This window comes from Streptosporangium amethystogenes (assembly GCF_000721075.1).
Taxonomy (GTDB): Bacteria; Actinomycetota; Actinomycetes; order Streptosporangiales; family Streptosporangiaceae; genus Streptosporangium; species Streptosporangium amethystogenes.
On the sequence record NZ_JOEQ01000007.1, the window covers coordinates 110,185 to 132,918 of the forward strand.

Genomic DNA, 22,734 nt, shown 5'->3' on the forward strand with positions numbered 1-22,734 from the left:
TCCCCTTTGCCGGTTGGACCTCAATGAACCTCAGCCTGAGCGACATCGCGCCACCTTTGCGCTGGACCTCTCCCGGCCAGGTAGCGCCGATCGCAACCGATCCGCGCCTCCCAGAGGCGTGGTGGCAGGCGCTTCCGCTCGACAGGGCCTGCTCGACCATCGGGACGTCCGAGGTAGCCGGACGCCTGACCGACCTCGCCCTGGCGTGCTGGGGTCACCTGATGCTCGGCGACGTCCTCCCCCTGCTCAGATTCGCCGACCCCGCCTCAAGCGTGCGCACGCCCGAGGGGCTCGGCCGCGAGACGGTGCACAAGCTGTTCACCGGGGTGCTGGAGCGGCTGCTCGAACCGGTCACCGAGGAGAGCGTCGCCCAGCCCCGCCCCGCGAGGCCCGACCGGCCGCTGCCCGAGCTGATCGACGAGGTCTTCGCCACGCTGGACGAGCGGCAGCGGACCATCGCCAGGGACCGGCTCTACGCCTCCCAGCGGGCCACGCTCGACGACCTGGCCCAGCGCTTCTCCGTCACCAGGGAACGCATCCGGCAGATCGAGCGTGACCTGCGCGACCATGTCGAGACCTGGCTCGCCAAGGATGACGCGGCCCCGCTGATCGGCCACGTGTCCTGGCTGCGGGGCCGGCTGGGCTCCGCCGTGCCCGCCGACGACCTGGCCGCGGCGGTGCCCTGGCACCGCACCGACCTGGCCACGCTGGGCATCCCCTCCTGGCGGTTCCTGAGGACGCTGCTGAGCGGCTACGAGCAGGTGGACGGCTGGCTGGTCGCGGGCGGTGCGGACGAGCTCAGGGAGAAGACCAGGCAGCTGTTCACGGACGGGCCGCGCCCGCTGGACGAGGCCGTCACACTGGTCAGCCAGCTCGGCATCCGCGAGGACGTGGCCGAGCGCTGGCTCATCGCGGTGCCCCAGCTGCGGGTGCTGGAGAACCACGTGGTGCCCTGGCCGCGCAGCGTCAACGACAAGGCCGAGGCCGTGCTCGCGGTGGCGGGCAACCCGCTGACGCCCGAGGAGATCCAGGAACGCATCGGCGAGGACTACAGCCTCGTCGGCATCCGTAACCAGCTCACCGCCGACGACCGGTTCCTGCGGGTCGACCGGAACAAGTACGGGCTGTCGCGCTGGGGTGGCGAGCAGTATCTGGGCATCCGGGAAATGATCGTCAGGGAGATCGAACGCTCCAACGGCGAGGCGTCCGTCAACACGATCGTCACCAACCTCACCGGGCGCTACGACGTGAGCGAGAGTTCGGTACGCGCGTACGCCGGCGGTCCCGGCTTCGAGCGCACCCAGCGCGGGTGGATCCGGGTGGCCGGAGCCGAGCAGTCCGACTACCAGCCGCGCCGCGACGTCTCGGAGACCCGGCGCTGCTTCCGCAGCCGTGACGGGCGATGGTGGCACCGGGTGGACGTCAACGCCGAGCATCTGCGCGGCTCCGGCTCCCCGCTGCCGACCGGCTTCGCCGCGCACCTCGGCATGGCCCCCGGCGGCCAGCTGACCGCCTCCACCCCCTCGGGCGACGTGGTGATCAGCTGGCACAACCAGCCGACCATGGGCTCCATCCGCCCCGTCCTGATCGCCACCAACGCCTCCGAGGGTGACCACGTCTTCCTGACCGTCTCCGACGGCGGCGAGCTGCTGACCCGCTACCTGCCCGCCGCCTCACCGGCACTGCCCGCCCTGAACCGGGCACTGCACCTGATCGGCTACACGGCGCCGGTGGCCTCGGAGGCCGAGGGCATCCGCCTGATCGGCGCCCGCATCGGCCTCTCGGACGGCTGCACCCGCGAGGAGGTGATCGCCCGCCTGCGCGACCGGGGAGACCGCGAGATCCTCGCCTTCCTGGAAAATGGTGGGTGATTGCGTAGGCTCGGCGTATGTTGCGCCTGTATGACACGCGGAATCGGCAGGTCGAGCGGATCGTCCCCGAGGGGAGCCGCTCACTGCGGATGTACACCTGCGGACCGACCGTCTACCGGTCGGCCCACGTGGGCAACCTCCGGTCATACCTGCTGTCCGACCTGATCAGGCGGGTCAGCGAGCGGCAGCGGGTCCGGGTGGTGGTGTGCCGCAACATCACCGACGTCGGTCACCTGGTCGACGACGCCGAGATCGATCCCGTCGGCGAGGACAAGGTGCTCGCCCAGGCGAAGGCCGAGGGGCGCGGCGCCCTGGAGATCTCACGGTTCTACGAGGACGCCTTCCTCGCCGACACGGCCGCGCTGAACATCCGACCGCCCGAGCACTCGCCCCGGGCGAGCGAGACGATCGACCTGATGATCGAGATGATCGCCAAGCTGATCGAGAAGGGGCACGCGTACGCGGTGCCCGACGGGTCGGTCTTCTTCGACGCGGCCTCCTTCCCGACATACGGCGAGATCTCCGGCAACCGGCTCGACCAGCTGAGGCCGGGTCACCGGGTCGAGGGCGTCGATCCACGCAAGCGCTTCCACGCCGACTGGGCACTGTGGAAGCCCTCGGACCGGGAGCTGACCTGGGAGACACCGTGGGGCCGGGGCTTCCCCGGCTGGCACATCGAGTGCTCGGCCATGTCGCTGCGCTTCCTCGGCGAGCGCATCGACGTGCACACCGGCGGGATCGACCTGCGTTTCCCGCACCACGAGGACGAGCGCGCCCAGTCCGACGCCACCGCCGGACACGAGGTGGTGCGGCACTGGGTCCATGGCGAGCACCTGCTCTTCGACGGGCGCAAGATGTCGAAGTCCACCGGCAACGTGGTCCTGCTCAAGGACGTGGCGGACGCGGGCCTGGACCCGCTGGCCGTGCGGCTGGCGCTGCTCGAACACCGCCACCGCCAGCAGATGAACCTCACCTGGGACACCCTGCGAGCCGCCGACCGGACCCTGCGGCGCTGGCGGAGCCAGGTGGCCGCGTGGTCGGAGTCGCCGAGCGGCCCGATGCCCGCCGATCGGGTCTCCCGGATCGAGGCGGCCTTCGACGACGATCTCGACACCCCGCTGGCGCTCCGGCTGCTGCGCGAGCTGGAGCGCGACGGCTCACTCGCCCCCGGCTCCCGCTTCGAGGCGTTCCTGCACCTCGACCAGATCCTCGCGCTGGACCTCTCCCTCGACATCGGCAGGTCGAGGAGCCTGCCCGGGGGTGCCGCGGAGCTTCTTGAGCAACGCGCCCGAGCCCGCGACGCCCAGGACTGGGCCGTCTCCGACCGCCTCCGCGACGAACTGGCCGCCCTCGGCGTGAAGGTCGCCGACACCCCGGAGGGCCAGACCTGGTCCTGACATCCCCCTGACCGGCCCTTGGCGCGGTCCATGTCAGAAACCCGCTCCTCGACATGGCCATGGAGCGGTCCGCACCGGGAACGACCGCTGACACGACCCACCACAGAGCCGTCTCATGGGTGTTGAATTACCAGGTGACAAACATCGCGCCCACCGGGACTCAGTACACCATCGCGGCCGGCGGTTTCCAGGCGGTCATCACCGAGGTCGGGGCCGGCCTGCGGAGCCTCACCATGGACGGGCGGCCGCTCGTCGCCGACTTCCCCGAGGACCTGTCCCCGATCGGCGGCGCGGGGCTGCCGCTGCTCCCCTGGCCGAACAGGATCGAGGACGGCCGCTACACGTTCGACGGCGAGGAGCGGCAGCTCGCGGTGAGCGAGCCGCAGACCGGCAACGCGATCCACGGCTTCTCCCGGTCCTTCCCCTGGCGTGTCCTCTCCCACGACGACGCCTCGATCCTGCTGGGGCTGCGGCTCTTCCCCCAGCTCGGCTATCCGCACATCCTGGATCTCTCCCTCCGGTACACGCTGGGCGCATCCGGTCTGGAGGTCGAGGTGGCCGCGGAGAACGTCGGCACCACCGACGCGCCGTACGGCTTCGGGGCCCATCCCTACCTGACCCTGGGCACCCTCGACGACGCCGTCCTGGAGCTCCCCGCCGCCCAGTGGCTCGCGGTGGACGACCGGAAGATCCCCACCGACCGTCAGGACGTCAAGGAGACCGAGTACGACTTCAGGACCGCCCGCCCGATCGGCCGGACGGTGCTCGACACCGCGTTCACCGACCTGGAGCGCGGCGCCGACGGGCTGGTACGGGTGCGGCTGAGCGACGCGGACGGGAGCCGCGGGGTCCAGCTGTGGGCGGGTGAGGGGATCGAGTGGCTCCAGCTCTACACCGGTGACACCCTCCCCGAGGAGCACCGCCGCCGGGGACTGGCGGTGGAGCCGATGAGCTGCCCGCCGAACGCCTTCCGCAGCGGTGAGGACGTGATCCGGCTCGCTCCCGGAGAGCGCGCCGTCCACCACTGGGGCATCGGCCCGATCTGACCGGCGACCGGTCAGGAGAGCTCGACCGGGCTGACGAGGATGCCGTCCTCGTCGCTGTAGAGCCAGGCGCCGGGAGTGAAGACGACCTCGCCGAAGGTGACGGGGACGTCGAGCTCGCCGGTGCCCTCCTTGGCGCTCTTGGCCGGGTTCGATCCGAGGGCCTTGATGCCCAGGTCCAGCCCGGCGAGGGCGACGGTGTCGCGGACGGCGCCGTTGACGACCACACCTGACCAGCCGGAGGAGACGGCCGAGGCGGCGATGAGGTCGCCCATCAGCGCGGTGCGCAGCGAGCCCGCACCGTCCACCACCAGCACCCGGCCCGCACCGGGGGTGGCCAGGATCCGCTTGACGAGGGCGTTGTCCTCCAGGCAGCGGACCGTCGCGATCGGGCCCGCGAACCGGGTGCGCAGACCGTAGGAGCGGAACTGGGTCAGGCAGCTCGCGACCGCGGCGCCGTGGGCGTCGACCAGATCGGCCGTGGAAAGTGTCATACCCGCATCTTCGCTAATGATCACAACGCCGGGACCTCCGGGTGGTGCCACACTTGCTGGAGCATGTCGCCTAGGAGGTTTTTGTGAGGTTCCGCCCGTACGCCTGGATGCCCCGTCCGATCAAGTGGTTGGCACGCGTACTTTCCGTTCTCGTGGTGCTCGGTCTGCTGTTCGCCGGGGCCGGCGTGTGGAGCGTACGGGCGTCCTTCCCCCAGCTCGAAGGCGAACTCAAGGTGCGCGGCCTCACCGGGAAAGTCACTGTATATCGCGACAAAACGGGTATCCCGCATATCTACGCCGACTCACCAGACGACCTGTTCCTCGCCCAGGGCTACGTGCACGCGCAGGACCGCTTCTTCGAGATGGACTTCCGCCGCCACGTGACCGCCGGCCGGCTGTCGGAGATGTTCGGCTCGGCGACGCTGACCGAGGACAAGGTCATCCGGACCATGGGCTGGCGAAAGGTGGCGGAGAAGGAGCTTCCCCTGCTCGGCGAGCAGACCCGGCGCTACCTGGACGCCTACGCCGGCGGGGTGAACGCCTGGATGGAGCAGAACAACGGCTTCGCCGCCCGGAGCCTGGAGTACGTGCTGCTGCGGGCGACCAGCCCCGACTACAGCCCCGAGCCGTGGACCCCGGTCGACTCGCTGGCCTGGCTCAAGGCCATGGCCTGGGACCTGCGCTCCAACATGACCGACGAGATCGGCCGGGCCCTCGCGGCGAGCAAGCTGCCCCGCGGGCGGGTGGAGCAGCTCTGGCCCTCCTATCCGTATGACACCCACCAGCCGATCGTCACCCGGGGCTCGGTCGGCGAACGCGGGTTCGACCAGGACGAGGAGCCGAAGAAGAGCGTCACGGAGCCGCCGGGGACACCGGCCACCGGGGCGCTGATCCGGGCGGCGGCGGCCATCCGCGCGGTGCCGAGCCTGATGGGCGACCCGGCGGGCGGCAGCGGCATCGGCTCGAACTCGTGGGTGGTCGGCGGCAAGCACACCAAGTCGGGCAAACCCCTGCTCTCCAACGACCCCCACCTGTCCGCGAGCATGCCCTCGGTCTGGTACCAGACCGGACTGCACTGCCGCGCCAAGGGTCCCGAGTGCCCGTTCGACCTCACCGGGTTCAGTTTCTCCGGCGTGCCCGGCGTGATCATCGGTCACAACGACAGGATCTCCTGGGGCTTCACCAACCTCGGCCCGGACGTCGCCGACCTCTACCTGGAACGGATCAAGGATGATTCGTACCTGTTCATGGGCGACTGGAAGCCGCTGACCACCAGGACTGAGACGATCAAGGTGGCCGGAGGCGCCGACGTACAGCTCAAGGTGCGCGACAGCATGCACGGGCCGATCATCTCCGACGTCCTGCAGAGCACAAAGGACACGCTGCCCGGTATGGACGCGGTCTTCGAGGAGAAGGGCGACGCGGTCGCGCTCAAGTGGACGGCCCTGGAACCGGGCAGGACCGCTGACGCGATCTTCGCGCTGAACACCGCGCAGGACTGGCAGCAGTTCCGGGCGGCGGCGAGCAAGTTCGAGGTGCCCGCACAGAACCTGGTCTACGCCGACACCGCGGGCAACATCGGGTACCAGGCCCCCGGGCGGATCCCGGTGCGGAGCCGCGGCGACGGCACCTGGCCGGTGCCGGGCTGGACCGGCGAGTACGCCTGGCAGTCGACGATCCCCTTCAGCGAGCTGCCCAGCGTCTACAACCCGCCGGAGGGCTACATCGTGACCGCCAACAACGCGGTCATCGACCCCACCCGCTATCCGTACAACCTCACCAAGGACTGGGCGTACGGATACCGCTCCCAGCGCATCCTGGACCGCCTCAGCGACGCGGTGAAGGACGGCAAGGTGGACGTGGCGGCGATGAGCGCGCTGCAACAGGACACCGACAACGGCTTCGCCGACTTCCTGGTGCCCAAGCTGATGGACGTCAAGATAGCCGGACCCGCCGAGGACGCTCGCGAGCTGCTCCAGAAGTGGGACCGCTCGCAGGGCGAGGACTCGGCCCCCGCGATGTACTTCAACGCCGTCTGGCGGCACCTGCTCATCGAGACCTTCAACGACGACCTGCCCGAGGGGGCCTGGCCCGGCGGCGGCGACCGCTGGTTCGAGGTCGTCCGGGTCATGCTCGACAAGCCGAACGACGCGTTCTGGGACGACGGCGGCACCCCGCGTACCGAGTCCCGGGACGACATGCTGCGACGGGCGATGGCCCAGGCCTACGACGAGCTGAACGCCCAGCTCGGCCCGGACGTCAAGGACTGGCGCTGGGGAGACCTGCACTCGCTGAAGCTCGTCCACCAGACCTTTGGAACCTCGGGGATCGGCCCGATCGAGTGGCTGTTCAACCGGGGCCCGTTCCCGGTGGCCGGCAGCGACGACGCGGTCAACGCCGCCGGCTGGGACGTCCAGTCCGACTACACGGTGGGCTGGCTGCCGTCCATGCGAATGGTGGTCGACCTGGGGAACCTGGACGAATCCCAGTGGATCAACCTGACCGGCGCCTCCGGTCACGCGTTCCACGACAACTACTGGGACCAGGCGCCGCTCTGGGCGAGCGGGAGGACCGTCCCCATGCTGGCCCGCGAGGAGTCCGTCAGCAAGGCGGCCACCAACGTCCTGACGCTCAGCCCCTGACGTCCCGGGGCGGGCGCCGGGAGGCGCCCGCCCCGGGACTCCGGGTCACAGGTCGTCAGGCCGTCAGCACGCGCGACTCGCCGACGGCGAGGTCCCACAGGTCGGCGCGGTCCCGCCCCGCCTCCGCCCAGGCCGCCCTGGCCTCCTCGATCGGCGCGAGGAGCGACTCTCCGGACAGTACGAACGTGCCCCAGTGCATGGTCGCCATCCGGCGCGCCCCGACGTCCTGGCAGGCCCGTACGGCCTGCGCGGGGTCGACGTGCGCGGCCTTCATGAACCAGCGGGGCTCGAACGCGCCCACCGGCATCAGGGCCAGGTCGATGCCGCCCGGATAGCGCGCCCCGATCTGGGCGAAGCGCTCGCCGTAACCGGTGTCCCCGGCGAAGTAGATCGTCTGGTCGTCGGAGGCGATCACCCAGCCGCCCCAGAGGGTCCTGCAGGTGTCCCAGACCGTGCGGCGGCTCCAGTGGTGGGCGGGTACGAAGTCGAAGCGGACACCGCCCACCCAGGTGCTCTCCCACCAGTCGAGCTCGATGACGTGGCGGAACCCGCGTCTGGTGAACCAGGACCTGAGCCCTGCCGGGACGAGGACCGGCGTGCTCCGCGGCAGCCGCCGCACGGTCGGCGCGTCCAGGTGGTCGTAGTGGTTGTGGCTGATCACCACGGCGTCGATCCGGGGCAGGTCCGCCCACGCGACGCCGGGCGGGGTCAGGCGGGGCCGGGTGCCGGGGATCTTCCTGGCCCAGACCGGGTCGGTGAGGATGGTCAGCCCGCCGATCTGCACCACGTACGTCGCGTGGCCCACCCAGGTGAGGACCGCGTCGGTCCCCGCCGGGCGGGGAAGACCGTCCCGGTGGACCGGGATGCGGTCCGCGTCCCCGACCCCCGGGCGGAGCCTGCCGTGCCACACGATCGCCAGCAGCTCCTGGAAGGTCGGGACCGGCGAGGTCAGCCGGTCCCTGAAGCCTCCCGGCCACGACCGCCGGGGCACGGGTGCCAGGTGGCCCGGCAAAGGCGCCGGTCGTACGGACGACTCCGGCCGGGTGGGGGCTTCCGGGAGCGTGGCGGAGTCGGCCGCCGCCTCGACCACGGCCGTCCGTTTGGAAGCCCGGCCCAGCTGTCTCAGCGCGCGCGCCGGACGCGTGGCGAACCGGGCCGACCACCCGGAACGGCGGGTCGGCGCTTCGACAGGGCCCATGGATTCCGCGGCGGCGGCTTCGGGGTGGGACGTCTGCGACATGGGCGGTCCCCTTCTGTCATCGTCGGCTCACCCCCTGTTGATCCCCCCACAGAGAGATCCATTCCCTTTTAAGAGGATTTAGTACGAAACCACCATGGGGACCTGCGGGCGTAGTTGCCGTCCTCCAGGTTCGCCAGCCGCTCGAAGAGGTTCCACGAGGCGTGGTCGCCGCAGACCAGCATGGAGACCGCCACCGCCACGACGTAGAGCGGGAGCATCGGCAGGCCCACGCAGAGCATGTACTGGGAGGCGTGCCGGTCCTCGTGCCTGAGCAGGGCCCCGGTGAGGAAGCCCTCCTCGTGCTTGGTCAGCACCACGTTGCCCACGGTGAACGCCGAGGCGATCGGGAACCGGAAGCGATAGCCGTACGCCAGGACCAGCCCGTCGGGCCCGGCGGCCACCCTGGCCCGCCCGAGGCGCGCCAGCAGCAGCCCCAGGGGCGTGGCCAGGTTGATGTAGTTGACAGTCCGCCGTACCCGATGCAAGCGCCGCATACCGGGATTGTGCGTCATCCGGACGGCTCGCGGTAGCGACCCCCACCGCGCGAGGTCCGGGCGGAACCCGACCGGACGAGCTTCAGGTGCCGGGCGGGGGTGGCGGGGCGGGTGGTGCCTGCGGGGCGGGTGAGGGCTGCGGGCGGGGACCGTACCCGTGCTGGGTGAGCAGCCACGAGCCGCCCGCCGGGGCCGGTGGCGAGAGCAGGACCCCCACCGCGACCACCGCGAGGCCCCCGTAGAGGTAGACGTAGCCGGACAGGTCGTTGGCGATCACCAGGTCGCCCTCCGGCCGTCCGGTGATCCAGATCATGGTGATCAGCGCCCAGCCCATCGCGAACGACAGGGCCGCCGCCTTGCCGCGGGTCATCCGGCCCGCTCCGTAGGTGATCGCGAACAGCAGGGCGACGCAGACGAGGGCGGAGACCGGGACGGGCCTGATGTACCAGGAGTGCTCGAACCCGCCGAGGACGCCCATCAGCAGTCCGAGCATGACGAGCACCGCGTTGACCGCCACGGTGACAACCGTCTCCGAGGGTTCGCGTGTCGCTGGGACCTGCTCCATCACAAACATCGAGGCTAGTCGATCCCGGCGAAGAGGTCGTCCTCGCGGCCGTAAGGCTCGCCGAGACCTCCCACCTCGATCGGCGCTCCGGGCCCCGCGGGACCCCGTGCGCCGGAGCGGAGGATGAAGTGCTCGATCCCGAGCAACTCCTGGCCGACGTCGTTGGACAGCGCGAACCAGGGTGGGCTCACGCTGATCTGGGTGGCGTGCGCCCGCATCGCGGCTGTCTTCCGTTCGATGTGGGCACGGGCGTCGATCTCGGTGGTGACGTCATCGTCCGCGCAGCCGAACGGCAGCTCGGCGACCGGCTCGACCAGGAAGGGGGCGCCGTTCTCGCGCATCGCCTCCTCCCCTCTGACCATCACCGACCTGGGCACGGCGGTGTGGTAGAACTTCGAAACGCGCCATGGGTCGCCCTCGCCGAACGCCGGGTCCGCCGCCAGCTCGAAGGCCCGCCAGGTGATCCGGTGGGCCTGGATGTGGTCGGGGTGACCGTAGAAGCCGTTCTCGTCGTAGGTGACGAGCACCTGGGGCCGCACCTCGCGGAGGATCCTGACGAGCTCACCCGCCGCCTCGTCCAGATCGGCCTGCCAGAAGGCGTTCGCGGCGTGGTTGGAGACGACGCCCATCATGCCGGAGTCGCGCCAGCGGCCCCGGCCGCCCAGGAACCGGTGGTCGGTGACGCCGAGCGCGGCGCAGGCCGCGGCGAGCTCGGAGACGCGGTGCTCTCCCAGGGTGTCGTCGCGATCGGCGGTCAGGTGGGCCAGCTCGGGCGGGATGACCTCGCCCTCCTCCCCCAGGGTGCAGGTCACCAGCGTGACGTGCGCGCCCTGGGCCGCGTACCTGGCCATGGTCGCCCCGCTGCCGATCGTCTCGTCGTCCGGATGGGCATGCACGAGCATCAGGCGCCGGTCAGTCATAGGTTTGAGGGTATCGAGGCCAGGGATCGCCTAGAACCTCCGAATTCACCACTTCTGGAAAACAGGACAGTCGATGCGGAACTGGCAAGATGGCTCGTATGAGTGAGAGCTTTCCTCGCCTGCATGCCAGAACCCGCCGATTCACCCTCGGAGTGCCCCGCGGTTTCACGATCGCTCCGAGCGGTGATCGCATCGTCTTCCTACGGACCAGGGGCGGCTCCGACCCGGTGACCTGCCTGTGGGAGTACGACGTCCTCAGCGGCACGGAACGGCTCGTCGTCGATCCGCGCGCCCTGGCCGCGGATGACGAGAACCTGCCCCCCGAGGAACGGGCGCGCCGAGAACGGAGCAGGGAGCAGGCCGGCGGCATCGTCGGATACAGCACCGACGCCACGGTGGCCACCGCCGCGTTCGCGCTCTCCGGCGGCCTCTACGTCGTCGACCTGAAGACCGGGTACACAAGGAACCTGAAGACCCCCGGACCGGTGATCGACCCCCGGATGTCCCCCACCGGAGAACACGTCGGTTACGTGACCGGCGGCGCCTTCCACATCCAGGACCTGACGGACGAGGTCGACCACGCGCTGGCCCGCCCCGAGGCCCCGGAGGTGACCTACGGCCTGGCCGAGTTCATCGCCTCCGAGGAGATGGACCGCATGCGGGGCTACTGGTGGTCCCCGTCGGGGGACGCGATCCTGGTCGAGCGGGCCGACGAGTCGCCGGTCCAGCGATGGCACATCGCCGACCCGGCCAACCCGGCCCGGCCCGCCGCCGAGCAGCGCTATCCCTCCGCGGGAACCGCCAACGCCGGGGTCGAACTCTTCGTGCTGACCCTCACCGGGGCCCGCGTCCCCGTGCCCTTCGACGACGAGTACCTGGTCAACGCCGCCTGGGACGCCCACGGCCTGTCGATCGTCACCATGACGCGCGACCAGCGGACCATGCGGCTGCTCGCCGTCGACCCGGCCACCGGCACCTCCACCCTGGTGCGCGAGGACACCGACCCCGCCTGGGTCGACGTCGTCACCGGCGTTCCCGGCCACCTGGCCGACGGCAGCCTCGTCTGGACCGCCACCTCCGAGGGCGGCCACCGCCTGATCGTCGGCGACGGCCCCGTCACGCCGCCCACCCTCCAGGTCCGCGAGATCCTCGACATCGACGGCGAGACCGTGCTCTTCCGGGCGAGCGGGGAACCCACCGAGATCGCGGTATGGGCGTACCGGAGGGGTCAGATCACGCTCGTCAGCCCGACCGAGGGCGGTGTCTACAGCGGCCACACCGCGGGCGGCACCCTCGTGATCACCGGTCAGACCCTCGAAAGCGAGGGCTCCGTCACCCGCGTCCTGCACAACGGCACGCCCCGCGGCCACATCACCTCGTACGCCGAGCGGCCCGGCCTGGACCTGCGGGTCTCCCTGATCAGGGCGGGCGAGCGCGACCTGGCCACCGCGGTGCTGCTGCCCTCCGGGCACGTGCCGGGCTCCGCGAGACTGCCGGTCCTCATGGACCCGTACGGCGGACCGCACGCCCAGCGCGTCCTGGCCGCGGCCGGGGCGCACCTGACCAGCCAGTGGTTCGCCGACCAGGGCTTCGCGGTGGTCGTGGCCGACGGCCGCGGCACCCCGGGGCGGGGCCCCGAGTTCGAGCGGGCCATCCTGCACGACCTGGCCACCCCGGTCCTGGAGGACCAGATCGACGCCCTGCACGGCGCCGCCGCGCGGTTCCCCGACGACCTGGACCTGACCCGGGTCGGCATCCGCGGCTGGTCCTTCGGCGGCTACCTGGCCGCCCTGGCCGTCCTCCGGCGCCCCGACATCTTCCACGCGGCCGTCGCGGGAGCCCCGGTGACCGACTGGCGCCTGTACGACACCTGCTACACCGAGCGCTACCTCGGCCGGCCCGACGAGGGACACTACGACTCCTCGTCCCTGTTCGCCGACGCCGAGAAGCTGGACCGCCCCCTGCTGCTGATCCACGGCCTGGCCGACGACAACGTGGTCGCCGCCCACACCCTCCGTCTCTCCTCGGCCCTGCTGGCCGCCGGTCGCCCGCACAACGTGCTGCCACTGTCCGGGGTCACCCACATGACCCCGCAGGAGGTCGTGGCGGAGAACCTGCTCCTGCTCCAGGTCGACTTCTTTAAGAAGGCCCTGGTCTGACCCGTCGGAGGATATGACGCCGTGCCGGTGCGGCACAGAACCGCTCACCGGCACGGCGTTTCCCACCGAACGCGTGACTGAGTTCCGCCGGTCATCACGTTCCGGAACAAGTACGACTCGACCCCTCAACAGCCCCACCGAGGATATATAGGCGAGTCCCCAGGGCAACGTAGGCAATCCAGCCCGCCGCGCCCCCCGATCGGCCCATCGGGCCCGCCGGGAAACAGCCAAGAATGTGCCGGTATTCTCCCGGGCCGATCCATGGATTGGCGATGAAAATCCGGCACGCCGCCAAACACTCGTCATCATGGGATTTGGGACGGGTATGGCTTTTCCCCGCTCGGCACTTTTCCCATTCGCCGGTGGCCGTCCGCCCCTCATCTCGGATTCGTCGCCATTCCGGGGTTCGCCGATGCCTCGATTTACCCTGGAGAAGTTTCAGCGCTCGTCGTGGCGGCCTTCCCCGGTCGGCCACGCCGAAAATTGATCGAGCTGGGCGGATCCAGAAAGAAGGCGTTCCCAGGTGCGCGCGAATTCAGAGAAGGTACTTGTCGTCGGAGCCGGTGTGAGCGGGTTGACGACCGCGCTGTGTCTGGCCAGGGAGGGATTCCGGGTCACCGTCGTCGCGGACAGGTTCGCACCCGACATCGTCTCGGTCGTCGCGGGCGCGCTGTGGGAGTGGCCGCCCGCGGTCTGCGGTTACCACCACGACCAGGTCTCGCTCGCCCGCTCCAAGAACTGGTGCGTCACCTCGTACCGGATATTCGAGGAGCTGGCCCGGTCCGGAGTCCCCGGGGTGGCCATGCGAAGGTCCAACTTCTATTTCAAGCACCCCGTCGAGGAGAGTCCCCACGATCTCCACAAGATGCGGGAGCTCTCGGGGAAGGTGCGCGGCTTCGTCCACGACCGGTCGCTCTCCGAGCGGAACGGCGTCGACCCAGGCTACGGCGTGGTCGACGCCTACTCCCATCTGGCGCCCATGATCGATACAGACCGGTACATGCTGTGGCTGATGCGGCAGGTCAAAATGCACGGGGTACAGGTCAGACGGCATCGGATCGAGGGGGCGCTGACCGACAGGAGGGCCGAGCTCCTCGACCGGTTCGACGCCGAGGTGATCGTCTGCTGCGCGGGGCTCGGCACCGCCGAGCTCCGCGGTGTCAGCATGTACCCACTCCGCGGTGCGCTGGTGCGGGTCCGCAACGACGGGATCGACGAGGCCCACTGCGTCTCCCACGACGAGACGAACGACGGCGAGCAGGACATCGTCTTCATCGTGCCGCGCAGCCCGCAGATCCTTGTTCTCGGCGGCCTGGCGGAAAAGGACGAGTGGGACACCGGAATCAACCTGGAGAACCACGCCCCGGTGCGGGACATGTACGAGCGCTGCCTGGCCTTCATCCCCGCGCTGCGAAGTTTCCAGCTGGATCCCGATGAGCCGGTACGGGCTGGATTGCGGCCGTTCCGGAAGGAGAACGTCTGCCTTGAGTGGGACGAGGAAGGACGGGTCATCTACAACTTCGCACACGGCGGGGCCGGATTCAGCTTTTCCTGGGGCTGCGCCCAGGAAGCCGTCGGCCTGGTGCGCGCGGCCGTGCAGGACCGCACGTACTCCTACTCCTGCTGAGCGTTCTCCTTTCTTCCCGGAGTCGACGCGAGACGGCCTGAACACGGCGAGCCCGCACCGCCGCATATCAGCCTGCCCGGTCGCGACGCCAGACCAAAGAGGCTCACTGAAATGCAGAGAATCGTCAAATGCCTTCTGATCGTGAACACGGCCCTCGCGTTCACCTCGTGCCTGCCGTTCGGCATCGCGAACACCGGCGTCGCGTCACCGAGACGCTCCGGACCCGCCGTTGCCGATGACCACCCACCCCGTTCCGAGCACACCCCGCTGTCGCGTTTCCCCGTCCTTCGCCCCGGTGACCGGGGAACCCAGGTCCAGGAGGTCAAAAAACGTCTCGACCGGCTGGGGTTCCACCCGGGATCTTCCAGCCAGGAATACGACCCCGCGCTGCGCGCGGCCGTGTGGGCCTTCCAGAAGGCCAACGGGCTGCCCGCCGGCGACGAGATCGACCCGTCGACCTGGAAGGCACTCGCCCACCCGGCGCGCGTCAGGCCGCTGGTGCCCTACGGGGAGCCCACCAGGGTGGAGATCGACCTGCGTCGTCAGTTGCTCACCGCCTGGCAGGACGGCAAGCCGGCGCTGGTCTCCCATATCTCGACCGGTAACGACAAGCACTACTGCAAGAACGGCCACTGCGGGGTCGCCGTCACACCCACCGGGGACTTCCGCGCCTGGTGGCGGACCACCGGATGGACCCACGGGCCACTGGGCGACCAGTTCTACACCATCTACTTCAACGGGGGTATCGGCTTCCACGGCTCGGAACGGGTCCCGCTCCACCCCGCGTCCCACGGCTGCATCCGCGTCCCGCTGCACAACGCCAGGCCCCTGTTCGACATGACCCCGACAGGAACCCCGGTCCACGTCCGCCGCCCGGCCCCTCCCGAGCCGCCGAAACAGGACGCGGCCCGGCCGAAGGCCCTCCGAGGCTGATCACGGCCAGAACCTCAGCCGGAGGTGCCGTGCCAGCTGCGCCACAGGGCCGCGTAGGAGCCCCCCTCGGCGACCAGTTCCTCGTGGGAGCCGAGTTCGCCGATGCGGCCGTCCTCCACGACCGCGACGCGGTCGGCGTCGTGGGCCGTGTAGAGGCGATGGGCGATGGCGATCACCGTACGGCCTTCGAGGACGGCGGCCAGCGAGCGTTCCAGGCGGCGGGCCGCGCGGGGGTCGATCAGCGAGGTGGCCTCGTCGAGGACCAGAGTGTGCGGGTCGGCCAGCACCAGCCGGGCCAGGGCCAGCTGCTGGGCCTGGGCGGGGGGAACGTGCTCGCCGCCGGAGCCGACCGCCGTGTCGAGCCCCTCGGGCAGGGTCTCGACCCAGTCCCAGGCGTCCACGGCCTCCAGCACCTCGCGGACCCGCGCGTCGTCGGCCTCGGGCCTGGCGATCAGCACGTTGTCGCGCACCGTGCCCCGGAAGACGTGGTGCTCCTGGGTCACCAGGGCGACCTGACCGCGCAGGTCGTTCAGGGGTAGTTCGACCAGGGGGACGCCGCCCACGGTGACCGAGCCGGTGCGGGGGCCGTGGATGCCGGCGAGCAGGCGGCCCAGCGTGGACTTGCCCGCCCCCGACGGGCCGACCATGGCCAGCCGCTCGCCCGGTTTGACCAGCAGGTCGATGCCGTGCAGCACGTCGTGGCCCTCGCGGTAGGCGTAGCGGACGTCGTCGGCCGCCAGCTCACTGCCCTCGGGAGCGGCACCGGTGGCCTCGCGGTCGTCGGGCACCTCGGCGACGCCGAGCAGCCGGGCCATCGAGGCGCCACCGACCTGGAGCTCGTCGATCCACATCAGCAGCCGGTCGAGCGGGTCGATGAGCTGCTGGACGTAGAGCGTGGCCGCGGTGACCTGGGCCAGCGAGACCCAGCCCTGGAGGTGGAACAGACCGCCGATGACCAGCGTCGCCACGATCGGGATCACGTAGCCGAGCTCGACCGAGGGGAACCAGACGGTGCGCAGCCCCAGCGTGTAGCGCTCGGCCGCCCACGAGCGGGCGATGTCGGTGTCGGTGCGGCGGTGCCGCCGCTCCTGCAGACCCAGGGCCTCCACCGCGCGGGCGCCCCCGACCGTCTCGGCCAGCCCGTCGGTCATGTCGGCGTACGCGGCGCTCTCCCGCAGGTAGCCCTCCCTGGCCCGGTTGAGATACCAGCGGGTGGAGATCCACAGGATGGGGACGGCCAGCAGCGAGGGCAGCGCGAGCAGCGGCCCGACCAGTACCAGCGCGCCGACGGTGATCAGGCAGGTGACCAGCGCGATCAGCGTCTCGGGCACGGCGTGCCGTACGGTGCGCGACAGCGAGTCGACGTCACGCGAGGTCCGCGAGATCAGGTCGCCGGATCCGGCCCGCTCGACGACGGACAGCGGCAGGCCGAGCACCCGCCCGACGAACTCCTCGCGCAGCTCGGCGAGGACCTTCTCGCCGAGCCTGGCCGAGGCGTAGACGGCGAACCTGATCAGCACCGCCTGGGCGACCAGGAAGCCGCCGATGGCCAGCGACACCGCGGTGACGTCGACCCCGGTGCCGTCCTGGACACCCTGGACGAGGCCGCCGAGCAGCCATGGCACCGCCAGGCCGGCGACGGCGGCCAGGCCGTGCAGACCCAGCGCCACGGTGAGCTCTCCGGGATATTTCAGGGTGAGCCTGCGGGCGTACGCCCGAACCTGCGCGGTGTCGGCGACGGGCAGGATCTGCCTGCTCACGACTCCTCACCCCGGGTCACGACGGCGGTGTAGCCCGGGTGGGTGGCCAGCAGCTCCCGGTGTGTGCCCTGGGCGCGCACGACGCCTCCCTCGACGTAGATGACGTGGTCGGTGCGGTCGAGCACCAGCGGGCTGGTCGTGCAGACCAGCGTGGTCTTGCCCGCGCGGGCCTTGGCCAGCCGGTCGGCGATGCGGGCCTCGCTGTGCGCGTCGACGGCGCTGGTGGGCTCGATGAGGATGAGCACCTCCGGGTCGAGGGTCAACGCCCTGGCGAGCCTGAGCCGCTGCTGCTGGCCGCCGGAGAACTCCCGGCCGGCCTCGGCGACGCGCCCCTCCAGACCGCCGGGCAGCGCCTCGACGATGTCGGTGGCGCACGCGGCCTGCAACGCCCGGGTGATCTCCTCGTCGGAGGCGCGGCCGGTGACGTCCAGTTCGTCCCTGAGCACCCCGGCGAACAGCTGGGCCTCGTTGTCGGCGACGAGGACGCGGCGGCGGACCTCGGAGATCGGCAGGGTGTCGAGCGCCACGTCGCCGAAGTCGACGTCGCCGTCGCTGTAGCGGCCGAGCCGGTCGGCGATGGTCACGGCCTCCTCGGGGACGGCCGCCGCGACGGCGGTGAGCATGCCGGGACGCACCGCGACCCCGGAGGTCACGTCGCGCAGCAGGCCGCCCTCCGAGCGGCCGGTGCCACCCTCCACCTCGGGATTCAGCGCCAGGATGCGCACCACCCTGCGGGCGGCGACGTGCCCCTTGGTCAGCTTGTCGGCCGCCTCGGTGAGGGTGCGCACCGGGGCGATCAGGAAGACCGCGTAGCCGTAGAAGGCGACGAGCTGGCCGGCGGTGATCTCGCCGCGCATCGCGAAGGTCGCACCGAGCCAGGTCACCCCGGCGATCAGCAGTCCGGGCAGCAGGACCTGTGCGCCCTCCAGCATCGACTCGACGGAGGCCACCCGCACGCCGGCGTGGCGCACCCGCTGCGACTCGGCGCCGTAGCGGTCGGCGAAGACCCGCTCACCGCCGATGCCGCGGAGCACCCGCAGGCCCGTGACGATGTCGGCGGCGCGGGTGGCGAGGTCGCCCTGCAGGTCGCGGTGGTCGTTCTGGCGGCGGTGCAGCGGCTTGAGCAGGGGCGCGACGGCGACCGCCACGAGGGGCAGGCCGACCAGCACCATCAGTCCCAGTTGTGGCGAGGCGTCGATCAGGATGACGGTCACGACGGCGATGGCGACGACGGCGCCGCAGCCGCGGAGCAGGATGTCCATCGCGTTGCCGATGTGGGCGATGTCGGAGTTGCCGACGCTGACCACCTCACCGGTGGACATGCGCTTGGGCAGGGTCGCGCCCAGCCGGGTCGACTGCCTGACGGTGACCTGGACGGTCCGGTAGGCGGCGGCCAGCCAGTTGTAGACGGCCATCCGGTGCCGCAGGATGCCCATGACGGCCTGGGTGATTCCCAGGGCGAACACCACGGCCCCCCAGGTGACCAGGGCAGGCAGGTCCTTGGCCGTGATCGCGTCGATGCCGTTGCCCATCGCGGCGGGTACCAGCGCCATCGCCAGCCACCACAGGATGGCGTAGCCGATGCCGAGCAGCAGCGGGCCTCGCTGCATGCGGGCCACCCACAGCAGGTAAGCGATCGGACTTCGGGCATCGGGAACGCCGGGGTCGGCGGCTGGTAAGGAGCGCATCTCACAACAAGGGTCACAAACTCCGACCTGGCCCGGCAAACGATTTTCGGCCTCCCCGGCGTGTTGCCGTCAATCAAGGTTGACAGAATGGGCTGCGTCAACCTAAATTGACAGACATGAGCGATACGGCGCAACTGGCATCCGACGCCGGTAGCCGCGATCCGGCCGTCGGCCTGCGGGCCGTGCGGGCACTGCGGACACTGGTCGACCGGCTGGAGGCCCTCCAGGTGGAGAACGCCAGGGACCAGGGCTGGTCCTGGCAGGAGATCGCGTACTGCCTTGAAGTGAGCCGGCAGGCGGTGCACAAGAAGTACGCGGGTGGCCGAGGCCTGCTGAGACGGGAGAGATAGTCATGTTCGAAAGGTTCACGGATCAGGCCAGGCAGACGGTGACGCTCGCCCAGGAGAACACCCGCAGGCTGAAGCACCCCTCCATCGGCACCGAGCACCTCCTGCTGGGCCTGCTCGACCAGCCACAGACCGTTTCGGCCCGAATCCTCGGACGGCACGGCCTGGACCGTGAGCGGGCCGACCGGGCCGTGGTGCGCCTCGTCCCCCACTCACCGAAGGACGCGCTCGACGCGGACGCGCTGGAGACGATCGGTATCGATCTCTCCGCCATCAGGGAGAAGGTCGAGGCCGCCTTCGGCCCCGGCTCCCTGGACCGGCCGCCGCAGCGCGACCACCGGGGCGGCCTGTTCAGCGGTCGCCACATCCCCTTCTCCAAGGGGGCGAAGAAGTCCCTGGAACTGTCCCTGCGGGAGGCCATCGCCCTCAAGCACAAGTACATCGGCGACGGCCACATCCTGCTGGGGCTGCTCCGCGAGGGGGAGGGGCTGGCCTCGCGCGTCATCGCCGACGCGGGCATCGATCAGGGGACGCTGCGCAGGGAGATCGTCCGGGAACTCGGGACACGGCGGAAGCCCGGGTAGGGGCGCGCGATCGAGCCCGGACCTCGACGGCCCGGCGGACGGCGTCGCCCGGGCAGGGGCACCCGCGATCGAGCCCGGCGGTTCCCCTGCACCCCCGGGAACGCCACTCAGGACCGGGAGAAGCAACCGCCCCGGTGCCGGCCGCTGGGCCGGGCACCGGGGCGGAACGGTCGAAAGGACCTACTTGGCGGCCCGCAGGTAGTCGTGGTTCATCTGGGCGATGGTGTCCAGCGGGATGCCCTTGGGGCAGACCGCCGTGCACTCGCCGGTGTTGGTGCAGCCGCCGAAGCCCTCGGCATCCATCTGCTCGACCATCGCGACGGCGCGGGAGTCGCGCTCGGGCTGGCCCTGCGGCAGCAGGCTCAGATGGGTGATCTTGGCCGCGGTGAAGAGCGAGGCCGAGCCGTTCGGGCAGGCGGCGACGCAGGCGCCGCAGCCGATGCAGGTGGCCGCGTCGAACGCCGCGTCGGCGTCGACCTTCTTCACCGGGACGCTGTGCGCGTCGGGGGCCGAACCGGCCGGGACGGAGATGAAGCCACCCGCCTGGATGATCCGGTCGAACGCCGAGCGGTCCACGACCAGGTCCTTCACCACCGGGAAGGGCGCGGCGCGCCACGGCTCGATGGTGATGACCGCGTTGTCCTCGAAGTGACGCATGTGCAGCTGACAGGTGGTGGTGGCCACCTGCTCACCGTGCGCGACGCCGTTGATGACCATGCCGCACATGCCGCAGATGCCCTCGCGGCAGTCGTGGTCGAAGGCGATCGGGTCGTCGCCCTCCAGGATGAGCCGCTCGTTGAGGACGTCGAGCATCTCCAGGAAGGACATGTCCGGTGAGACGTCCTCGACCCGGTAGTTGACCATCCGGCCCTTGTCCTTGGGGCCCTTCTGACGCCAGACCTTGAGAGTGAGGTTCATACTCATGGTTCGCTTACCTCTCCTCATTCGCTGCGAGGATCGCTCGTTCCTCGCGAACCAGTCCGCTCACCGCGTCGGGTGCACTCACTTGTAGCTCCGCTGGCTCATCTTGACGTACTCGTAGTCGAGGTCTTCCTTGTGCAGGATCGGCCCCTGCTCGCCGTACTCCCAGGCCGCGACGTAGGAGAAGTTCTCGTCGTCGCGCAGGGCCTCGCCGTCGGCGTCCTGGGACTCGGCGCGGAAGTGGCCGCCGCACGACTCGGTACGGTGCAGCGCGTCGATGCACATCAGCTCGGCCAGGTCGAAGAAGTCCCCGACCCGTCCGGCCCGCTCCAGCGCCTGGTTCAGCTCGTCGGCCTCGCCGGACACCTTCACGTTCTGCCAGAACTCCTCGCGCAGCTCGGGGATCCGCTCCAGCGCCTTGCGGAGCGACTCCTCGGTACGCTCCATCCCGCAGTACTCCCACATGATCCTGCCGAGTTCACGGTGGTAGGAGTCGGCGGTGCGGGTGCCGTTGTTCGTCAGCAGCTTTTCGATCTTCTGGCGCACCTCGGCCTCGGCCTCGGTCACGTCGTCCTCGTCGACCTCGCCGTAGGGGCCGTTCGCCAGGTAGTCGCCGATCGTGGTCGGCAGCACGAAGTAGCCGTCGGACAGCCCCTGCATCAGCGCGGACGCGCCGAGGCGGTTGGCGCCGTGGTCGGAGAAGTTGGCCTCGCCGATCACGAACAGGCCCGGGATCGTGGACTGCAGGTCGTAGTCCACCCACAGGCCGCCCATCGTGTAGTGGACGGCGGGGTAGATGCGCATCGGCTGGGCGTACGGGTCCTCGCCGGTGATGCGCTCGTACATCTCGAAGAGGTTGCCGTACTTCTTCTCCACCGCCTCGCGGCCCAGACGGCGGATCGCGTCGGCGAAGTCGAGGTAGACGCCCAGGCCGCCGGGGCCGACACCGCGGCCCTCGTCGCAGACGTTCTTGGCCGCGCGGGAGGCGATGTCACGCGGGACCAGGTTGCCGAACGCCGGGTAGATCCGCTCCAGGTAGTAGTCGCGCTCCTCCTCGGGGATCGCCGAGGCCGGACGGGTGTCGCCCGCCTTCAGCGGCACCCACACGCGGCCGTCGTTGCGCAGCGACTCCGACATCAGGGTCAGCTTCGACTGGTGGTCGCCGCTGACCGGGATGCAGGTCGGGTGGATCTGGGTGTAGCAGGGGTTGGCGAACATCGCGCCGCGCCGGTGTGCCCGCCAGATCGCCGTGGTGTTGCAGCCCTTGGCGTTCGTCGACAGGAAGAACACGTTGCCGTACCCGCCGCTGGCCAGCACCACCGCGTCGGCGACATGCCGTTCGATCTCGCCGGTGACCATGTCACGGACGATGACGCCGCGTGCCCGGCCGTCGGAGACGATCAGGTCGAGCATCTCGTGACGGGTGTGCATCTTGACGGTGCCGGCCGCGATCTGGCGCTCCAGCGCCTGGTACGCGCCGAGCAGGAGCTGCTGGCCCGTCTGGCCTCGGGCGTAGAAGGTACGGGAGACCTGCGCGCCGCCGAAGGAGCGGGTGTCGAGCAGACCGCCGTACTCGCGGGCGAACGGCACCCCCTGGGCCACGGCCTGGTCGATGATGTTCACACTGACCTGGGCGAGCCGGTAGACGTTGGACTCGCGGGCGCGGAAGTCGCCGCCCTTGACCGTGTCGTAGAAGAGCCGGTAGATCGAGTCACCGTCGCCGCGGTAGTTCTTGGCGGCGTTGATACCGCCCTGGGCCGCGATGGAGTGGGCGCGACGGGGCGTGTCCTGGTAGCAGAACGAGGTGACGTTGTAGCCGAGCTCGCCGAGGGTCGCGGCGGCCGAGCCGCCCGCCAGCCCGGTGCCCACGACGATGACGTGGAGCTTGCGCTTGTTGGCCGGGTTGACCAGCTTCGCGGAGAACTTGCGCTTCTCCCAGCGGTCCTCGATCGGACCCTCGGGAGCCTTGGTGTCACGGATCGGCTCACCTTCGGTGTACCCCGTGCTCATCGCGCTCCTCACTCCTTGTTCTCCGTGCGGAAGACCCGC

Annotated in this window: 18 protein-coding genes; 9 read left to right on the forward strand and 9 right to left on the reverse strand. The window is 70.3% G+C overall.

The annotated features are described in order from the left end of the window. Nucleotides 1–23: 23 nt before the first annotated feature. From IG98_RS0113020 to IG98_RS0113030, 3 genes are all read left to right on the forward strand, one after another. On the forward strand, nt 24–1,871 hold the full coding sequence (locus IG98_RS0113020; protein WP_030910660.1) for a sigma factor-like helix-turn-helix DNA-binding protein: 1,848 nt from the start codon (nt 24–26) through the stop codon (nt 1,869–1,871). Nucleotides 1,872–1,888: 17 nt separating this feature from the next. Then, nucleotides 1,889–3,268, forward strand: coding sequence for a cysteine--tRNA ligase (cysS, locus tag IG98_RS0113025; protein WP_030910663.1), 1,380 nt, complete (start codon nt 1,889–1,891; stop codon nt 3,266–3,268). 134 nt (nt 3,269–3,402) lie between these two features. Further along, on the forward strand, nt 3,403–4,314 hold the full coding sequence (locus IG98_RS0113030) for an aldose 1-epimerase family protein (RefSeq protein WP_030910666.1): 912 nt from the start codon (nt 3,403–3,405) through the stop codon (nt 4,312–4,314). 11 nt (nt 4,315–4,325) lie between these two features. Here the strand turns inward: IG98_RS0113030 and rraA are convergent, their stop codons facing one another. Beyond that, the gene (gene rraA / locus IG98_RS0113035) at nt 4,326–4,805 is read right to left on the reverse strand and encodes a ribonuclease E activity regulator RraA (protein WP_030910669.1); all 480 of its coding nucleotides are present in this window, start codon (nt 4,803–4,805) and stop codon (nt 4,326–4,328) included. Between the two features lie 107 nt (nt 4,806–4,912). Here rraA and IG98_RS0113040 point away from each other — a divergent pair, with 107 nt between their 5' ends. Beyond that, nucleotides 4,913–7,447: a penicillin acylase family protein gene (locus tag IG98_RS0113040; protein WP_037970202.1), complete on the forward strand. Its 2,535-nt coding sequence runs from the start codon at nt 4,913–4,915 to the stop codon at nt 7,445–7,447. A gap of 55 nt (nt 7,448–7,502) precedes the next feature. Here IG98_RS0113040 and IG98_RS0113045 read toward each other — a convergent pair whose 3' ends face one another. The 4 genes from IG98_RS0113045 to mshB form a co-directional block, all read right to left on the reverse strand. After that, nucleotides 7,503–8,687 (reverse strand): MBL fold metallo-hydrolase, encoded by a 1,185-nt coding sequence (locus IG98_RS0113045; protein WP_245651533.1) that lies wholly within the window; start codon nt 8,685–8,687, stop codon nt 7,503–7,505. Between the two features lie 68 nt (nt 8,688–8,755). After that, a complete protein-coding gene (locus IG98_RS0113050) occupies nt 8,756–9,181 on the reverse strand; it encodes a hypothetical protein (RefSeq protein ID WP_030910689.1) in 426 nt (141 codons plus the stop codon). 82 nt (nt 9,182–9,263) lie between these two features. Then, nucleotides 9,264–9,746 carry a DUF6113 family protein gene (locus IG98_RS0113055; RefSeq protein ID WP_030910692.1) on the reverse strand — a complete coding sequence of 161 codons (483 nt, stop codon included), beginning with the start codon at nt 9,744–9,746 and terminating at the stop codon, nt 9,264–9,266. A 14-nt stretch (nt 9,747–9,760) separates the two neighbouring features. Next, the gene (gene mshB / locus IG98_RS0113060; RefSeq protein WP_030910696.1) at nt 9,761–10,666 is read right to left on the reverse strand and encodes an N-acetyl-1-D-myo-inositol-2-amino-2-deoxy-alpha-D-glucopyranoside deacetylase; all 906 of its coding nucleotides are present in this window, start codon (nt 10,664–10,666) and stop codon (nt 9,761–9,763) included. 98 nt (nt 10,667–10,764) lie between these two features. Here mshB and IG98_RS0113065 point away from each other — a divergent pair, with 98 nt between their 5' ends. The 3 genes from IG98_RS0113065 (at nt 10,765) to IG98_RS46820 (ending at nt 15,385) form a co-directional block, all read left to right on the forward strand. Further along, on the forward strand, nt 10,765–12,825 hold the full coding sequence (locus tag IG98_RS0113065) for a S9 family peptidase (RefSeq protein WP_030910699.1): 2,061 nt from the start codon (nt 10,765–10,767) through the stop codon (nt 12,823–12,825). A gap of 523 nt (nt 12,826–13,348) precedes the next feature. Further along, nucleotides 13,349–14,452, forward strand: coding sequence for an FAD-dependent oxidoreductase (locus IG98_RS0113070; RefSeq protein ID WP_037970147.1), 1,104 nt, complete (start codon nt 13,349–13,351; stop codon nt 14,450–14,452). 141 nt (nt 14,453–14,593) lie between these two features. Then, nucleotides 14,594–15,385 carry a L,D-transpeptidase family protein gene (locus tag IG98_RS46820; RefSeq protein ID WP_169750110.1) on the forward strand — a complete coding sequence of 264 codons (792 nt, stop codon included), beginning with the start codon at nt 14,594–14,596 and terminating at the stop codon, nt 15,383–15,385. Between the two features lie 14 nt (nt 15,386–15,399). On the opposite strand, the gene IG98_RS0113080 is transcribed toward IG98_RS46820, so the two are convergent. Both IG98_RS0113080 and IG98_RS0113085 read right to left on the reverse strand, forming a co-directional pair. Next, nucleotides 15,400–17,145 carry an ABC transporter ATP-binding protein gene (locus IG98_RS0113080; RefSeq protein ID WP_030910709.1) on the reverse strand — a complete coding sequence of 582 codons (1,746 nt, stop codon included), beginning with the start codon at nt 17,143–17,145 and terminating at the stop codon, nt 15,400–15,402. Continuing rightward, entirely contained in the window at nt 17,142–18,833 is a 1,692-nt protein-coding gene (locus tag IG98_RS0113085) for an ABC transporter ATP-binding protein (RefSeq protein WP_030910712.1), read from the reverse strand. Before IG98_RS0113085 ends, IG98_RS0113080 begins: the two co-directional genes overlap by 4 nt. A gap of 116 nt (nt 18,834–18,949) precedes the next feature. On the opposite strand from IG98_RS0113085, the gene IG98_RS0113090 reads away from it, so the two are divergent. Both IG98_RS0113090 and IG98_RS0113095 read left to right on the forward strand, forming a co-directional pair. After that, nucleotides 18,950–19,183: a hypothetical protein gene (locus IG98_RS0113090; protein ID WP_030910714.1), complete on the forward strand. Its 234-nt coding sequence runs from the start codon at nt 18,950–18,952 to the stop codon at nt 19,181–19,183. A gap of 2 nt (nt 19,184–19,185) precedes the next feature. After that, nucleotides 19,186–19,764, forward strand: a complete 579-nt coding sequence (locus tag IG98_RS0113095; protein WP_030910717.1) for a Clp protease N-terminal domain-containing protein — start codon at nt 19,186–19,188, stop codon at nt 19,762–19,764. A 180-nt stretch (nt 19,765–19,944) separates the two neighbouring features. Here IG98_RS0113095 and IG98_RS0113100 read toward each other — a convergent pair whose 3' ends face one another. Next, nucleotides 19,945–20,682: a succinate dehydrogenase/fumarate reductase iron-sulfur subunit gene (locus tag IG98_RS0113100; RefSeq protein WP_030910720.1), complete on the reverse strand. Its 738-nt coding sequence runs from the start codon at nt 20,680–20,682 to the stop codon at nt 19,945–19,947. A gap of 84 nt (nt 20,683–20,766) precedes the next feature. Then, complete coding sequence (locus IG98_RS0113105; RefSeq protein ID WP_030910722.1) at nt 20,767–22,695, reverse strand: fumarate reductase/succinate dehydrogenase flavoprotein subunit; 1,929 nt, start codon at nt 22,693–22,695, stop codon at nt 20,767–20,769. Nucleotides 22,696–22,734: the final 39 nt, after the last annotated feature.